Consider the following 15781-nt stretch of genomic DNA (forward strand, 5'->3'; position numbering starts at 1 on the left):
GAGCATGCGCTACCAAAACTAAGCTTGACCTGACAGGTGGGAACAAAGTTTGCGACAGAACCTTCTGGCTGAACTTATCCTGCTGAGCGGCATGGTTTGCGCGCACTTCTATGGAGGCCCAATAGGCTCAAGGACTGGAGGCGCGTAGCGACACGTTATGATCGCTGTCCCAAAGTCTTCCTCTCCGCAATCGCACTTGCAGCAACCGTCATCTATTGGTTATGAATCCTGACCCCAGGTCGCATTGAGACGTGCTTATCACCGCAGATTTCTCAGGGCAAAGTTGCTAAATATTGTGGGTGCCAGCGTCACAGACGTAGTACATGCACCGAACACTGAGCATGGCGAACAACGAGAGCAGCCGTGGAACCCAAAAAGAACTCTTTCATCCCAGGTTTATGTGAAGCGAGGACGATACAGTCGATGCCATGTTTGTTGGCGTATTCGGTGATTGCGCGACCTGCCGATTGGCTCTCGAGCAGGATAGACGACACGTCGGTCTCACTTGTAAGGCGCTCGGCCAAGCGCGCCTTTGCTTTCTGGAGAGATTTTTCTGCAATCCCTTCATCCATATAGTACATTATCTGTCTGTTTGGGGGCTCATGGATATGCGCGGCAGTGATTTTTCCACCTTCGGATACAAGGGCATGTGCCGCCGCAAGCGCGTGTTCACTGATGCCATGCTCCAGCGACAGCGCGACTAGAATATTTTTGTACATTTTAAACCTCCGTGTTTTTGGTTTTCAGTTTTCTTCTGCGAACTGGCCTCTCCCACTTCATCTTTAGGAGGGCGCTCAGGCACCCCAGCCGAAAGTTGGGGTGCGTGCTATTTCGTCTTGGGCTTTTGCGCTTTCTTGCCACTACCGGCTGAGCAGGAGATCAGGCAGGAAGAGAGCCAACTCTGGTACAAAAGTCGTCAGCATCAGCGTCGGAAGCCATGCAAAGACAATGAAGATCAAAGTCGGCCACAGCATGCGCGAAACCGGCTCATCACAGACCTGAGCTCCAAGGTAAAGCAGCGGCGCAGTTGGAGGGGTGATGTTCGCCATACCCAGGTTCACGCCAATCACAGCCGCAAAATGGATCGGATCCATTCCAGTGCTCTGCGCGATGGGCAGCAAGATCGGTGTCGCCAGCAGCAAACCCGAGATATCGTCCATCAGCATCCCGATCAGGATCATCACGACGTTGATCATCAGAAGGATGACGACCGGATTGTCCGAAACGGAATAGACCAGATCTTTGGCCAACTGAGGGGCACCCTGCGAGATCAGGTTGTCCGACACGATCAGAACCATGAAGATCATGACCATGACCACACCAATCGTAACACCGGAATTCTGGATGGTCTGGGCCAGAGTTTTCCAGGTCAGGCCACGATAGAAGTAGATCGCGATTGGGATCGAGTAGACCACTGCGATACCGGCGGCTTCGGTCGGTGTCATGATACCGCCATAGATTCCGCCCAGAATGATCAGAGGCATCATAAGCGCAGGTCCGGCCAGGCGCGCCTGAACTCCGAATGTCGGCAGAAACGGTTTAGGACGTTCCGTCAGGTTAATGTCGTCATACTTCCGCAGCATGAACTGATTAACGATTATCAATAGCGTGATCAGGATGATCGCCGGAATGACCGTGGACAAGAAGCACTTTAGTACATGCTGCTGTGCGACCCAGCCATAAAGGATGTGCGACGAACTCGGTGGGATCAACAGACCTAAGGGGCTGGCCGCTACGATCAAAGCCGCAGATTGCCCACCCGGATAGTTGGCCTTTTTAAGGTGGGGCATCATGATGCCGCCAATACAGGTCAGCGTTGCGTTCGCACTGCCGGAGATAGAGCCGAACACACCGCAGGCCAGTACTCCTGCCGCGCTCAATCCCCCTTTGATATGGCCAATGAACATTTCAGCCAACGAGACAAGAGGGGCGGCAATTTTGCCTTTTTCCATGATGCCACCAGCGATCATGAAGAGCGGGATCGCTAAAAGCACCAATGAACGGATGCCTGTAGAGCCGGTCGGCAGGTAGCCGGTGATGGATTGATCTCCAACAATTGCGATGAAAATCAAGACCGATCCGAATGCCACGTAAACGCTAACGCCCAACAGCAGCATTAAGCAGACAATAAGGAGACTTCCTCCGATGATCATTGGGTTTCTCCTTTTTGCATTTCTGATCTCAGGGGAAGCCCGAGCCCCTTGCGGATGTGTACGTACAAGTATGCCGCCGTGAACGTTGCCATGAGGCCAAAGGCAATCATGATTGCGATCCGCCAGGTCACAAATGGAATGCGCAGCACCGGGGTTGCGCGCAACCGCGGAAATGAGAAGTCATCAAGCAGCGAAACGTAGCACGCATACATGAGAAACAGGATCACCAGCACCTCAACGGTCAGGACGACAAAGCCGCGCCACCAGATCAACCGGGGGTTTTGGATTACAATGCCCAGAATGTCCGCGTTGATATGCAGGTTGCGGGCAGAGGCCAGCACTGCGCCTGCAAAAAACCCGATGATGCTAATGCCCAAAAGCCACTCTTCGTAGGCAAACAGATCACCGCCAAATCCATAGCGAATGACAACAACTGCCCCAAATGTGAAAGCCATCAGGAAACCGGCAAACATAACGATCTGCCTCATGACAAAGGCCACTGCTTTCAGCGGATATCCTATAATAACCGGCAACTCGTCAGTGATTTTTTGCGAGCTCTTCTTTTCTGCACTTTCGACGACCAACGGACGTTCAGCTTCAGAACTAGACATCTTTCTCCCTCCCTTTGTTGCGCCAAAAACCAAAGAAGGGCCAGCTGATCTGCTGGCCCTTCTTCTCAGTGTTTATTGCTGTTCCTTTGCTGCCAGCAGGCGGTCGATGATGTCCTGACCGACGTTTTGTGCCATCGCGGGCCAGACCGTTTCCTGGACATGAGCGGCCATCGCAGCTTGTTCTTCGTCGCTCAGGCGCAGGATGGTGTAGCCTTTGTCGAGTAGTTTCTGGCCGAACACCTCGTCATTCTCACGGTTGTAGGCAAAGAAGTCTTCGGACGCCTTGGTCATCGCGGCCTGCAGCGCGGCACGCTGTTCGTCGTTCAACTTGTCGAGCGTCCGCTGCGACGCATAGAAAGTTGTCAGCTCTGAGATCGAGTTGTATTCGACAAAGTGAGTGCCAACATCCGACTTTGCGAAGATCGAGTAGGTCGCAGTCTTGGTGCAGCAGATGGCCCCATCGACAATGCCGGCCTGAAGTGCGGGGAAAATGTCGCCCCATGCCATGGTGGTCGCCTGGTAACCCAGTTCTTCGACCATCGACTTCACGACGCTGGACGACCAGACACGAATGTTCATGCCTTTGTCGTCAAAGGTATTCCAGTTGTCGGGCTCTTGCGAAGCAACGATACCGATGAACCCCTCCGGATTCTGTGCCATCACGCGAACACCGTATTCGTCGGTGATCTCTTGCAGGATGGTGTTGAACTCGGAATCCATGTTCAAAAGCGTGCTTTCCATGTCATCCCAGCCGCCCAGCAGGAACGGCATTGACAGGAATTCCAAACGCGGATCGGTATCGGCATAGATGAACGCCGATGCCAGGTCGATATTACCGCGCGCAACATCTTCGAACAGCGCCTCACCCGAACCCAGTTGGTTTGCCGGGAATACTTCGATCTTCAAGCCGACGTCTGCTGCCGCGACATCCGCTGCGACCTGCTCCATCATTTTCGTGCCCTGATGGTCAATCGGGAACACACCGGCAAAGCGCAGAGTCATGTCTTCTGCTGCGGCTTCTGTTGAGATTGTGGTTGCAGCAAGCAAAGCCGCGGCACCCATCGCGCCAAGGGCGCGGCGGTTAATCTTCGTAATCATTAGGTTTCCTCCTCAGTGGTGGGTCTCCCGCCGCATTGCGCGCGGCGGGACGTTTCTTTGCTTCAATTCAGCAAAGTTCCGGGGCGATGAACTCATATCCAAGATCATCGGCCACAGCTTTGTATGTCACCTTCCCGTGGGCCACGTTCAGTCCGTTCATAAGGTGACGATTGTCTGCGAGTGCTTGCTTCCACCCATTGTTGGCAATGGCCAGAGCATGCGGCAGCGTGACGTTATTCAGTGCATAGGTCGACGTTCGGGCGACTGCGCCCGGCATGTTGGCGACGCAGTAGTGAACAACATCGTCGACAACATACGTGGGCTCTGCGTGAGTGGTGGCTTTGGACGTTTCAAAGCAGCCGCCCTGATCGATCGCCACGTCCACGACGACCGCACCGGGTTTCATTTTCGAGATCAGCTCGCGCGTGACCAGCTTGGGTGCAGCGGCACCCGGGATCAGAACCGCGCCCACAACCAGATCGGCATTGGTGACTTCTTCCTCCAGCGCAGCCTTGGTCGAATAGACAACCTTGGCGGACGCCTCGAAATGGTTCTCCAACTTCTCAAGAACTGCCGGATTGCGGTCTAGAATGGTCACGTCCGCGTGCAAGCCAACAGCCATCTGAGCCGCATTGAACCCAACAACACCGCCACCGATGACCACAACTTTGCCGGGCTTCACGCCGGGCACCCCGCCTAGCAATACGCCCAGACCGCCCTTTGCTTTCTCCAAAGCGCTGGCACCGGCCTGGATCGACATGCGACCGGCAACCTGGCTCATCGGTTTCAGCAGGGGCAGACCGCCATTATCGTCGGTGACTGTCTCGTAAGCGATGCAGACAGCGCCCGAGTTGACCAGATCTTTGGTCTGTTCCGGGTCGGGGGCCAGATGCAAATAGGTGTATAGGATTTGACCTTCGCGCAGCATGGGGCGTTCCACAGCCTGAGGTTCCTTCACCTTCACGATCATCTCTGCATTGGCAAAGATATCGGCTGCGGTTTCGGCGATCTCTGCGCCCGCGGCCCGGTACGCATCATCATCCGCGCCGATGCCGATGCCGGCATTGGTTTCCACGATGACGTTGTGACCATGAGAAACCAGTTCCGCGACGCTTTCGGGGGTCAGGCCAACCCGATATTCATGGTTCTTGATTTCCTTGGGAACACCAATGAACATTTTCTTCACTCCTTGGATCGGATGATCATTTTGCCGTTGGCATGACGAATTCGGCACCTTCCGAGATGCTCTCGGGCCAGCGCTGCATGATGGATTTCTGCTTGGTGTAGAAACGAACGCCCTCTTCGCCATAGGCGTGCATGTCGCCGAAAAGGCTCTTCTTCCAGCCGCCAAAGCCGTGCCATGCCATCGGAACCGGGATCGGGACGTTGACGCCGACCATGCCGACCTGAACCTGTTTGCCGAACTCACGCGCAACGTTGCCGTCACGGGTGAACAGTGACACGCCGTTGCCGAACTCGTGGTCGTTGATCAGTTGAAGGCCTTCGGCAAAGTTCGAGACGCGGACGCAGGACAGGACGGGGCCAAAGATCTCTTCCTTGTAGATCTTCATGTCGGGCGTGACGTTGTCGAACAGGGTGCCGCCCAGGAAGAACCCTTCTTCGTGCCCTTCGACGGTATAGTCGCGACCATCGACTAGCAGGTCAGCACCCTCTGCAACACCAGAGTCGATGTAGCCTTTGATCCGATCACGCGCAGCGGCGGTGACAATCGGGCCCATCTCGGCGTCCAGTTCAAGGCCATTCTTGATCTTCAGAGTTTCGGCGCGCTCTTTCAGGACCGGCATCAGCTTGTCGGCGGCATCGCCAACCAACAGGGCAACAGAAATCGCCATGCAGCGTTCGCCCGCCGACCCGAAGGCCGCACCAATCAGGGCGTCGGCAGCCTTGTTCATGTCGGCATCGGGCATCACCAGCATGTGGTTCTTTGCGCCACCCAGAGCCTGAACCCGTTTGCCGTGCCGAGCACCAACTTCGTAGATATAGTTCGCAATCGGGGTGGAACCGACGAAGGACACGGCCTTGACGTCGTCGTTCTCCAACAACGCGTCCACGGCGACCTTGTCACCTTGTACGACGTTGAACACACCATCAGGGAAACCGGCCTTCTGCATCAGATCCGCGTACAGCAGAGAGGCCGACGGATCGGTCGGAGACGGCTTCAGGATAAAGGTATTGCCTGCGGCGATGGCGATCGGGAACATCCACATCGGCACCATGACCGGGAAGTTGAAGGGAGTGATCCCGGCGACAACCCCCAACGCCTGACGCGTGGTCCAGTTGTCCATGCCAGTGGAGACCTGCTCCGTGTAATCGCCCTTGAGGAGTTGCGGGATGCCGCAGGCAAACTCGATGATATCAATACCGCGCTCAACCTCGCCTTGGGCGTCGGTGAAAACCTTGCCGTGCTCGACGGTGATGGCGCGCGCCAATTCGTCCTTGTGCTCACGCACCAGAGCCAGAAAGTTGTTCATAAGACGTGCACGGCGGATCGGCGGAGTGTTCGACCACTTCGGGAACGCTGCTTTGGCGGCGGCCACTGCGTCGTCGACTGTCTGGACGTTCGCCAGCGACACCTCGCCGGTTTGCGCTCCGGTTGCGGGATTGAAAACCGGCTGAGTATTTTCACCGGATGGAGCAGTGATTTGGCCATTAATGTAGTGGCCGATCAAAGCGATCGGGGATGCATCTTTCATGATGTCAGTCCTTTTTGGGGTTAGAAGTCAGGGACTATGGCAGGTCAGCCAATACTTCTCCGAGTGTTTGACAGAGTGTCGTTATTTCAGGTTCCGAGATGATCAGTGGTGGCGACAAGGCGATGATGTCGCCGGTGACACGGATCATTATTCCGGCATCCCAGGCCCGCTTCATTGCATCATAGCCCCGTGCACCCGGCGCGCCTTCTCGTGGGGCGAGTTCAATTGCGCCAACCAGTCCCAGGTTGCGAATATCGATCACATTCGGCAGCCCTTTAAGGCTGTGAAGCTGATCCTCCCAAGGCTGCGATAGCAACGCGGCGCGGCGGAACAGGTCGTTCTGTTCATAGCTCTTCAAAGCTGCCAGCGCGGCGGCACAGGACACCGGATTTGCGGAATAGGTATAGCCATGGAACAGTTCGATCGGCGCATCGGCGTTTTCCATCGCCGAGTCGTAGATCTTATCGGACACAATGACCGCACCCATCGGAATTACGCCGTTGGTCAGGCCTTTGGCGGTCGTGATGATGTCTGGCTTTACATCAAAATAATCTGATGCCGTCGCCGCACCCAGACGACCAAATGCAGTGATTACCTCGTCGAAGATCAGCAGAATGCCATGTCGGTCGCAGATCTCACGCAGTCGCTTCAAGTATCCTTTCGGTGGCAGAAGCACACCGGTTGAACCGGCCATTGGTTCGACGATCACAGCCGCAATGGTCGAGGCGTCATGCAAAGCAACCAAACGCTCCAGATCGTCCGCCAACTCTGCCCCGTGTTGCGGGCAACCGCGAGAGAATGCGTTTTTCTCCAGATCATGCGTGTGACGTAGATGATCAACACCGGTCAGGAGCGTGCCAAAATGCATGCGGTTCTTGACGATGCCGCCAACCGAAATGCCACCAAACCCTGTGCCATGATACCCGCGCTCGCGCCCGATCAGGCGGGTGCGCGCTCCATCGCCTCGCATCCGATGGTAATGCAGTGCGATCTTGAGCGCCGTATCGACGGACTCGGAGCCTGAGTTGGTGAAGAAGGCGTGATTCATTCCCTCAGGCATCATCGCGGTCAGCTTTGCCGACAACTCAAACGCCTGAGGGTGGGAGAACTGGAAATTCGGCGCATAGTCCAACTCGTGCACCTGCTTCTGCACGGCTTCTACGATCAGCGGATCCCGGTGGCCCGCGTTGACGCACCACAGTCCGGCGGTGCCATCCATGATCTTCCGACCATCGGAACTGGTGTAATACATTCCTTCAGCCGATTGGATCATCCGGGGCTCGCGAAGGAAATCACGATTGGCCGAAAACGGCATCCAAAACGATGACATTGTGTTGGGTTGATCGAGCACGTACATTCCTCGTGAAGCAGATTTTCATTTGATGACAAATCTTTGCAGAGTTCGCGCCTTCCGCATACCCGGCTTTGTTTTAATCTGTAAGTTATTGAAAAAAATCGTTGCGCCCTTAGAATGCTTTCGATCCAAAGCGGGAAAGCACTGGAGTAACGGTTATGTCATCAGATCTCGAAACAGCCCGTCGTCTAAAGTTGATTCGAACGACCAAAGGCCTCAGTCAACGCGAAATGGCGAAACGCGCAGGAGTGGGTAGCGGAACGATTTCTCAGATCGAGAGTGGATCAACTCAACCTTCCGTGGCGCTGCTAAAAAAGATCCTTGCCGCAGTCGATGTCAACTTGGGTTTTTTCTTCAGTTTCGAATTGCAGAACGAGGAGTCGTTTTTTTATCCGCACGAAAGAATGCGCGACCTTGGTTCAACCGGAGTTTCCTATTTGCTTGTCGCAGGTGAGCGCCGAGACAGAAAATTACAGATGCTAATCGAGGAGTACGAAGTAGGTGCCGACTCGGGGCGAGCTGAACTGTCTCACGAAGGTGAGGAATGCGCGGTTGTGATAGAGGGCCGTCTTGAAGTCACGGTTGATGGGCAGTCGAGGGTGCTGGGGCCAGGTGATGCGTATTACTTCTCAAGCATTTTGCCACACAGGTTTCGGAATGCCGGTGATGCGCCGTGCAAGGTGATCAGCGCATGCACACCTTCGTCGTTCTGACTGAACCACAAGAGCTCTTTTGTGAGCGTTTTCAATATTTCGCGGAATGGTGAAATTCGACAACCAACTCGTAATGTCGAGATGAAGTCGACATTCACAACCAGGAGCCAATTGTCGGTTTTCTTACGCGGTCCCGAACGGCGAATTCTTATCGGATTTCGCGCTTGCCGTGAATGGCCGGAATGCGTGCGCGGCTGCAGAAATCCAACGAAGTGCGCAAAGTCGGTTCTGGGCCGTCCTTAACGGCGAGGGCTCCGCATAGCCAGGACCGACTACTTGAATTCGAAACTTGTTCCGAAGCTTGTGCCCCTCCGGCACGATTCGAACCAGCCCTCACACCTCTACCATTTAGGCATTGTCGACCGAAAACAGAGCCGCAAGCGCTGCTTCGCGTCCGGCCAACGCGCCGTCGCGCACAGTTGCGAGAACCAGCTTTCTGGCCGAAGCCTTTGGAAGTTGGATACTTTTGACCTCTGCGGACCGATATCGGACAACGTCCGGTGCAGGCAGAAGCGTAAATCCCAGTCCCGCTGAGACACATTCCATGATGGCTTCCAGGTTATCGAGAACGATCGTCTCGGACTCCTTTGGTCGGTCATGCTTCAACATTTCGCCTGCGATGAGTTTCCCGATGCCCGTGTTGGGCATGAAGTGAAAGAAGGGCTGCTCACTCAGCAAACCCGTGAGGCCGTCCACTAGGAGGGTTTCATGGGCCGCAAAAACAAAAGGTTCTTCCTTCAGCACCAATTCTGACAGCGCATCAGGAACGCCTTCGGCATCCGTGACAAGCGCCGCGTCGAGTTGTCCATTCACAACCTTATCCTGCAGCACTTTTGAGAGCCCGGTCTCAAACGCGAAGGTCGCCTGTGGAGCATCGCGCTTGGCGTTCTTCAGAAAGTCAGGCAGCAGTCGGACGGCGGCGGAGGTCACAAAGCCGATCCGGAAATGTCCAACCAAAGTATCCGTGGGCCTGCACAGATCGAGAAGCTTGTCCTCGCGTTGCAGCAGCGGCGTCGCGGCCTCGACGATGGTTCGTCCGATGGGTGTCAAGCGCGGTGGCCGCACGGTGCGATCAAAGAGATCGACGCCGAGTTCCGTTTCCAAAGCCTTCATCTGCATGGAAAGAGCGGACAAAGTCATGTTCAGCTGCTCAGCTGCTTTCGCAAAGGAGCCGACCTTGGACACGCGGACCAGGGTTCTGAGAGAACGTGTCTGCATTACTTAAGAAACTCTGTATTTGATATCCAATCTTATTCGATTGTGTTGGACTTTAGCAAGCGTATTCTGACCAGAAGAGAATGAGGGACTTGCCATGACACATCCGCTTGTTGACGTCGCAAAAGAGTTGGTGCCGGGATTTGAGAAACGCGCTGCAGAGTGGGACAAATCCCGTGTCTACTGCTGGCAGAACGTTGGTGAACTCGCCGATGCCGGGATCATGGGGATGTCAATTCCGAAGGAATATGGCGGTCAGGGCGCAAGCTTTCTCGACGTGGCCATGGTGGTCGAAGAGATCGCCAAGGCCTGCACGCTGACGGCGCGCGTCGTTGTCGAAGGCAATATGGGCGGCATCAGCGCAGTCATGGGCTACGGCAATGATGAGCAGAAAGCCTTTTGCGCGTCCCATGTTCTGTCCGGCGACAAACCCGCGATTTGCATCACCGAACCTGAGGCCGGGAGTGCTGCAACTGAGATGCTGACCACGGCGCGCAAACAGGGTGATCGATACATCCTCAACGGCACCAAGCACTGGATCACCGGCGGCGGCGTGTCAAAACTCCACCTCATCTTTGCCCGCGTCCTCGATGAAGCGGGTGTCGAGCAAGGCATTGGCGGTTTCATCCTTCATGCCGATCCACTCTCGGGCGAGATGCCAAAAGGGTTCGCCGTGGTGGGCCGCGAATATACGATGGGCCTTTGCGGGATGCCGGAAGCGGAACTTCGATTTGAGAATGTCGAGATCGAAGAAAAGTGGTTGGTCAAACCGCCATCTGGCCTCAAGCGCGGCTTTGCCGACCTCATGAATGCTTACAATTCACAACGCGTCGGCGCGGGTACCATCGCCATGGGTGTCGCCGCCGGGGCGCTCGAACATGCCAAGCGTTACCTCCATGAGCGGGAGCAGTTCGGGCGTCCGCTTGCGGAGTTCCAAGGCCTTCAATGGATGGTCGCGGATATGGACACGCAGGTCCATGCGGCGCGGCTGATGTTGCATGAGGCGGCGCAGTCGCGCAACCCGAATGGCAGCCAATACCCTGACATGACGATGGCCGCCCGTGCCAAGCTCTTTGCCTCCGAGATGGCGATCAAAGTCGTCAGTGACGCGCTGCAGATGTTCGGTGCACGTGGCTACTGCGACCGCGAGCCGTTGGAACGGATGTATCGGGATGTGCGCATGTTCACCATTGGCGGTGGAACAGCGCAAGTCCTGAGAACTCAAATCGCCGGGACCGTTCTTGGGATCAAAACACCACAGACGCGTGACGGATATACGCGCCTCACGACAGCAGCGCGCTTCGCGGCTGAATAGGAGACCCTATGAAAACTGAGAAAGACCTTCGGGCCGCCGACCTCGTCGCGCGGCGGCTCTACGAGGCTGGCTGCAGGCATGCATTTGGTATGCCGGGTGGCGAGGTGCTGACGATAGTCGATGCGCTCAAAACGGCCGGTATCAAATTCATTCTGTGCAAGCACGAAAACAGTGCCGGCTTTATGGCCGAGGGCGCGCATCACATGACGGGCGCGCCCGGCATTCTGGTGGCGACAGTCGGGCCGGGGGCTGTCAACGGCGTCAATGTCGTCGCGAATGCACAGCAAGACCGCGTGCCCTTGATCGTCCTGACGGGCTGTGTCGATGCAACCGAAGCCCTGACCTATACCCATCAGGTTTTAGATCATCAGGCTGTATTCCGTCCCATCACCAAGGCGAGCTTCGTGCTGACTGCGGATGGAGCGGATACGATTGCAGACAAGGCCGTTGCGATTGCAACGGATGGCCGGGACGGTCCTGTTCACATCGACGTCCCGATCTCCGTGGCCGATGCAAAGCCTGGACCCGTTGAGATGCGCCGCCGGGCCAAGGTCAGCGCGGTTGTTCCTGGGGAAGATGATCTCACGCTGGCCCGCTCATGGCTCGCGTCTTCCAAGCGACCCGTGATGATCGCTGGCCTGGATGCGCTCAAGGACAATGCGAGCGCCGCTGTTTTGCGTTTTTGCGAAGCGCATAACGTACCGGTCATTACGACTTACAAAGCCAAAGGCATCATCGCGGAAGATCATCCGCTCTGCCTTGGCGGAGCGGGCCTGTCGCCAAAGAACGATGATATCCTACTGCCCTTTGTGAAGGAGGCTGATCTGATCATCTGTGCTGGCTACGACCCAATCGAAATGCGGGTTGGGTGGCGCGATGTCTGGGACCCTGAAATTGTCAATGTCATCGACATCACCGCCGAGCCCAACACCCACTACATGCACCAATCGACCCTCCAACTCGTCAGCCATGTCGGACTAACGTTGGACGCTATGTCAGATTGCATTGCGACAACGCCGAGCTGGTCGGGGGGCGGGATCGACGACGTGCGTGACAGCCTGACCAAGGCCGTTGCCGAGACGGAGGCGTGGGGACCTGGTGTGGTCATCGATACCTGTCGCGACGTGCTGCCAAAGAACACTGTCGCTACCGTCGATTCCGGCGCGCACCGGATTCTGCTATCCCAGAAGTGGTCCTGCTACGCGCCTAAGGGCCTGTTGCAGTCGTCTGCTCTCTGCACGATGGGCTGCGCGGTTCCGCTCGCAATGGGTGCCTCCCTGATCGAGCCCGAGCGAACCGTCGTGTCTTTTTCCGGTGATGCCGGCATGCTGATGGTCGCGGGCGAATTGTCGACAGCAGCGGAACTTGGGTTGAAGACCATTTTCGTGGTCTTTGTGGACGCCAGCCTCGCGCTGATTGAAATCAAACAGCGCGGCCGTCAGCTCAAGAACGCGGGCGTCGATTTCGACAAGCACGACTTTGCCCGATTGGCCGAAGCCTTCGGAGGCAGCGGGCATACCGTTGGCAACGCCGAAGAACTGAAGGCTGCACTCATGGCAGCTCGGAGCGCGGACAGTTTCACAGTCATTGCTGCGGTGATTGATCGGGGGGCATACGATGGACGGATCTGATATGCGTGCAGACCGCCTCGCGGCAGTCGCGCCCTCGATGATCATGGGGCTCGTCGCTAAGGCCCGCGCTTTGAAAGCGCAGCTCTCTGCTATTGCGGAGGTGTTGCGCCGCCACCCCCATGTCTGGGTTCTGAGTGACGACATTTACGAGCATCTGATGTTCGATGATCACCGTTTCGTCTCGATCCTAAATGTTGCTCCTGACCTGAAACCAAGAACTTTGCTGGTCAACGGCGTCTCGAAGGTCTTTGCAATGACCGGGTGGCGCATCGGCTACGGCGCGGGTCCGGCATCCCTGATCGTGGCAATGAATGTGGTCCAAGGTCAGAGCAGCACACATGCCTGTTCCATCTCACAAGCGGCGTCGGTTGCGGCACTTGATGGTCCGGCGGAGTTTTTTGCAGACCGCGCAAAAAGCTTCGAACACCGCCGCAACATCGTCGTTGATGCGCTGAACGGGATCGACGGCATCTTCTGTTTGCGACCGGAAGGTGCTTTCTATGTCTTCCCGCATGTTGGAGGCCTCATCGGTCAAACCACACGCGACGGCGCGGTTTTGAAAGACGACACTGCGGTCAGCGCTTGGCTTTTGGACAAACACCATCCGTCGACCGTTCCGGGCGCTGCCTTTGGGTTGTTGCCCCATATCCGTATCTCGACGGCTGCATCCGAGGAGGACCTTCGATCCGCGTGCGTCCGCATCAAGGCCACGGTCGGGTCTCTGAGGGTCGCGGCATGACGGGTCTTCTTTCGGGACTGAGGGTCCTCGATCTCATTGGCATTCTGGCCGGTCCCACATGCACGCAGCTTCTTGCGGATATGGGAGCGGATGTCATCAAGGTCGAAAATCCTCTCACGGCCGGGGATGACACCAGAAGCTGGGGGCCGCCTTTCTTCGATGAGTTGGAAAGTAATGTCGCGGACCTCAGCGCTTATTTTGATTGCGCCAATAGGAGCAAACGATCCATCGCCATCGATCTTGCAAGCGCCGAGGGGCAGGAGGCGATCAAGCAACTCGCAGCCGTGTCTGACGTTTTGGTCGAAAACTTCAAACCCGGCGCGCTGAAGAAATTTGGCCTCGACTATGAGAGCCTGTCCACGATCTCTCCAGGTCTTGTCTATTGCTCGATCTCCGGCTTCGGCCAGACGGGACCGAATGCCAGCAAACCGGGCTATGACCTTATGGCGCAAGCCTATGGTGGGATCATGTGTCCGTCGTCAGGGATTTTTGGGACAGATGGCGGCCTGAGCTAAGAGAGGATCAGGCGCATCTGTTTGGTTTGATTATGCGGCGGTTTTGCGGTGAAGCAATCGCCGGGTTTCGATTGTCTTCCGTTTGATCCTTTCTCGTTGTTTCAGAACGGTGTGGCCGCGCTCGAAGTAGACATCGGCCGGGGTGAGGTTTTTCAGGCTCTCGTGATAGCGCCGGTGGTTGTAGTGATCGACGAAAGCATCGATCTTTTGCCGGAGATCACCGGGCAGGTAGTAGTTTTCCAGCAAGATGCGGTTCTTCAAGGTCTGGTGCCAGCGCTCGATCTTTCCCTGAGTTTGCGGATGGTATGGCGCCCCTCGGACATGATCCATTTCCTGATCTTCCAGCCATTCAACAAGTTCACCAGAGATATAACTGGATCCGTTATCACTGAGCAGCCGTGGCTTGTGGAAGACGGTCGCCTGGGCACAGCCCGAAGCCTGCAAAGCCAGGTCCAGCGTATCGGTGACATCACTGGCCTTCATCGTCGTGCAGAGCTTCCAGTCGATGATGTAGCGGCTGTAATCATCGAGGATGGTCGATAGATAGAACCAGCCCCAGCCGACCACCTTCAGGTAAGTGAAGTCGGTCTGCCAGAGTTGGTTCGGCCGAGTGGTTTTGTCCCGGGACTCGTCGGCCGCCGATGGAACCACATAGGCCGGGCTGGTGATCAGGTCGTAAGACTTGAGAATGCGATACCCGTTCGTCGGGTGATCCGTCCACTGGACAGATCACTGATCCTCCTTACCCTCTGACACAAAGTACTTTTCCGTGTCGGTGAATTGCACGGCCAGTTCGCGCGGCGACAGATCGCTTTCCTTCAGAGCCAGGTCATTCGCCATTGTCTCTCGGACCAATGGCGTTCCAATGGCTCATTCTTCTCACGCATTGGCTGCGGAATACGGTTCCAGACCCGTGATGGCTTGGGACTGCGATCCTCAAGCGCCTTAGGACCACCCGACAGATATCGGTCATACCAGCGATAGAAGGTGGTCTTCGAGATGCCCAGCTTCTCCAAAGTGCGCTTGGTCGGGAGATGCGAACCTTCGACGAGGCGGATGATCTCCAGTTTTTCGGATGCGGCCCTCTCATCGCTGCAGACAGCGACTGCCGGGTGACAGATATCTCATGCGTCGTCGTCCCTATCTGTCACCTGACAGGCGCATGTAAAGCATGCTGCCGAGAGGGCGCGATCATGCTTTTTTGAGCAGGCGAAGCTCCAGGGCCTGTTCTGCAACAACTTCTTTCAGATCGCGGGATTCCCGCCGTAGGTCTTTGACCTCGGTCGATGTCGCAGCACGTGCCGTGTCGCCGGCCAGACGTTTCTTGCCGGCTTCCAGGAACTCCTTGGACCAGCTGTAGTAGAGGCTCTGCGCTATGCCCTCGCGGCGACACAGCTCTGCAATGCTGTCCTCGCCCTTCAGGCCGTCCAGTGCGACCTTGATCTTCTCTTCCGCTGAATACTGCTTGCGCGTCGCGCGGCAGTTGTCTTTGACAACTTTCTCGCCGTTGCTCTGCTTGGTTCCGGTCATGCGCTACGTTTGATCCACTGGATCAAACGCTTAACGCTTTGACCTATCTCATCTCCACTCCTTGGCGGTTACGATGAGCCAGAAAACCTCTCTTATCAAATCGACCTGAACTGTCCCATTGGTGCTGACGTCAGACAAATCGAACTGCCCAACCAAAGCCGCGTTGCCGAGTTGGGATATGAAGAACACGCGC

The 15781-nt window shown here is 56.2% G+C and carries 12 protein-coding genes and 3 pseudogenes; 6 read left to right on the top strand and 9 right to left on the bottom strand.

The annotated features are described in order from the left end of the window. Window positions 1-123: 123 nt before the first annotated feature. Window positions 124-225 (top strand): annotated as a pseudogene (locus I9185_RS20115) (IS5/IS1182 family transposase); the annotation flags it as partial. Between the two features lie 83 nt (window positions 226-308). Here the strand turns inward: I9185_RS20115 and I9185_RS20120 are convergent. The 7 genes from I9185_RS20120 to I9185_RS20150 form a co-directional block, all read right to left on the bottom strand. Continuing rightward, window positions 309-719 (bottom strand): universal stress protein, encoded by a 411-nt coding sequence (locus I9185_RS20120; RefSeq protein ID WP_171176310.1) that lies wholly within the window; start codon window positions 717-719, stop codon window positions 309-311. A gap of 141 nt (window positions 720-860) precedes the next feature. Further along, window positions 861-2153 carry a TRAP transporter large permease gene (locus I9185_RS20125; RefSeq protein ID WP_171725186.1) on the bottom strand — a complete coding sequence of 431 codons (1293 nt, stop codon included), beginning with the start codon at window positions 2151-2153 and terminating at the stop codon, window positions 861-863. After that, window positions 2150-2797 carry a TRAP transporter small permease subunit gene (locus I9185_RS20130; RefSeq protein ID WP_245218091.1) on the bottom strand — a complete coding sequence of 216 codons (648 nt, stop codon included), beginning with the start codon at window positions 2795-2797 and terminating at the stop codon, window positions 2150-2152. The genes I9185_RS20125 and I9185_RS20130 overlap by 4 nt, the downstream gene beginning before the upstream one ends. Window positions 2798-2836: 39 nt before the next feature. Continuing rightward, window positions 2837-3826 carry a TRAP transporter substrate-binding protein DctP gene (gene dctP / locus I9185_RS20135; protein ID WP_171636643.1) on the bottom strand — a complete coding sequence of 330 codons (990 nt, stop codon included), beginning with the start codon at window positions 3824-3826 and terminating at the stop codon, window positions 2837-2839. Window positions 3827-3929: 103 nt separating this feature from the next. Further along, a complete protein-coding gene (ald, locus tag I9185_RS20140) occupies window positions 3930-5039 on the bottom strand; it encodes an alanine dehydrogenase (protein ID WP_210093920.1) in 1110 nt (369 codons plus the stop codon). A gap of 25 nt (window positions 5040-5064) precedes the next feature. After that, window positions 5065-6576, bottom strand: a complete 1512-nt coding sequence (locus tag I9185_RS20145; RefSeq protein WP_245223653.1) for a CoA-acylating methylmalonate-semialdehyde dehydrogenase — start codon at window positions 6574-6576, stop codon at window positions 5065-5067. Between the two features lie 34 nt (window positions 6577-6610). Then, on the bottom strand, window positions 6611-7933 hold the full coding sequence (locus I9185_RS20150; protein ID WP_210093921.1) for an aspartate aminotransferase family protein: 1323 nt from the start codon (window positions 7931-7933) through the stop codon (window positions 6611-6613). Window positions 7934-8088: 155 nt separating this feature from the next. Between I9185_RS20150 and I9185_RS20155 the strand changes: the two genes are divergently transcribed. After that, complete coding sequence (locus I9185_RS20155) at window positions 8089-8643, top strand: cupin domain-containing protein (RefSeq protein WP_171636604.1); 555 nt, start codon at window positions 8089-8091, stop codon at window positions 8641-8643. A 348-nt stretch (window positions 8644-8991) separates the two neighbouring features. Here I9185_RS20155 and I9185_RS20160 read toward each other — a convergent pair whose 3' ends face one another. After that, the gene (locus I9185_RS20160) at window positions 8992-9861 is read right to left on the bottom strand and encodes a LysR family transcriptional regulator (RefSeq protein ID WP_210093922.1); all 870 of its coding nucleotides are present in this window, start codon (window positions 9859-9861) and stop codon (window positions 8992-8994) included. A gap of 94 nt (window positions 9862-9955) precedes the next feature. Here I9185_RS20160 and acdA point away from each other — a divergent pair, with 94 nt between their 5' ends. The 4 genes and pseudogenes from acdA to I9185_RS20180 form a co-directional block, all read left to right on the top strand. After that, on the top strand, window positions 9956-11173 hold the full coding sequence (gene acdA / locus I9185_RS20165) for a 3-sulfinopropanoyl-CoA desulfinase (RefSeq protein WP_210093923.1): 1218 nt from the start codon (window positions 9956-9958) through the stop codon (window positions 11171-11173). 8 nt (window positions 11174-11181) lie between these two features. After that, complete coding sequence (locus tag I9185_RS20170; RefSeq protein WP_171636609.1) at window positions 11182-12804, top strand: thiamine pyrophosphate-binding protein; 1623 nt, start codon at window positions 11182-11184, stop codon at window positions 12802-12804. After that, the gene (locus tag I9185_RS20175) at window positions 12791-13543 is read left to right on the top strand and encodes an aminotransferase class I/II-fold pyridoxal phosphate-dependent enzyme (protein ID WP_210093924.1); all 753 of its coding nucleotides are present in this window, start codon (window positions 12791-12793) and stop codon (window positions 13541-13543) included. Before I9185_RS20170 ends, I9185_RS20175 begins: the two co-directional genes overlap by 14 nt. Next, window positions 13540-14013, top strand: a pseudogene (locus I9185_RS20180) (CoA transferase); the annotation flags it as partial. The gene I9185_RS20175 and the pseudogene I9185_RS20180, both read left to right, overlap by 4 nt. A 75-nt stretch (window positions 14014-14088) precedes the next feature. Here I9185_RS20180 and I9185_RS20185 read toward each other — a convergent pair. After that, window positions 14089-15588: pseudogene (locus I9185_RS20185) on the bottom strand (IS3 family transposase). Between the last annotated feature and the right edge of the window lie 193 nt (window positions 15589-15781).

Source organism: Ruegeria sp. HKCCSP346 (assembly GCF_017872595.1).
Classification (GTDB): domain Bacteria; phylum Pseudomonadota; class Alphaproteobacteria; order Rhodobacterales; family Rhodobacteraceae; genus Ruegeria.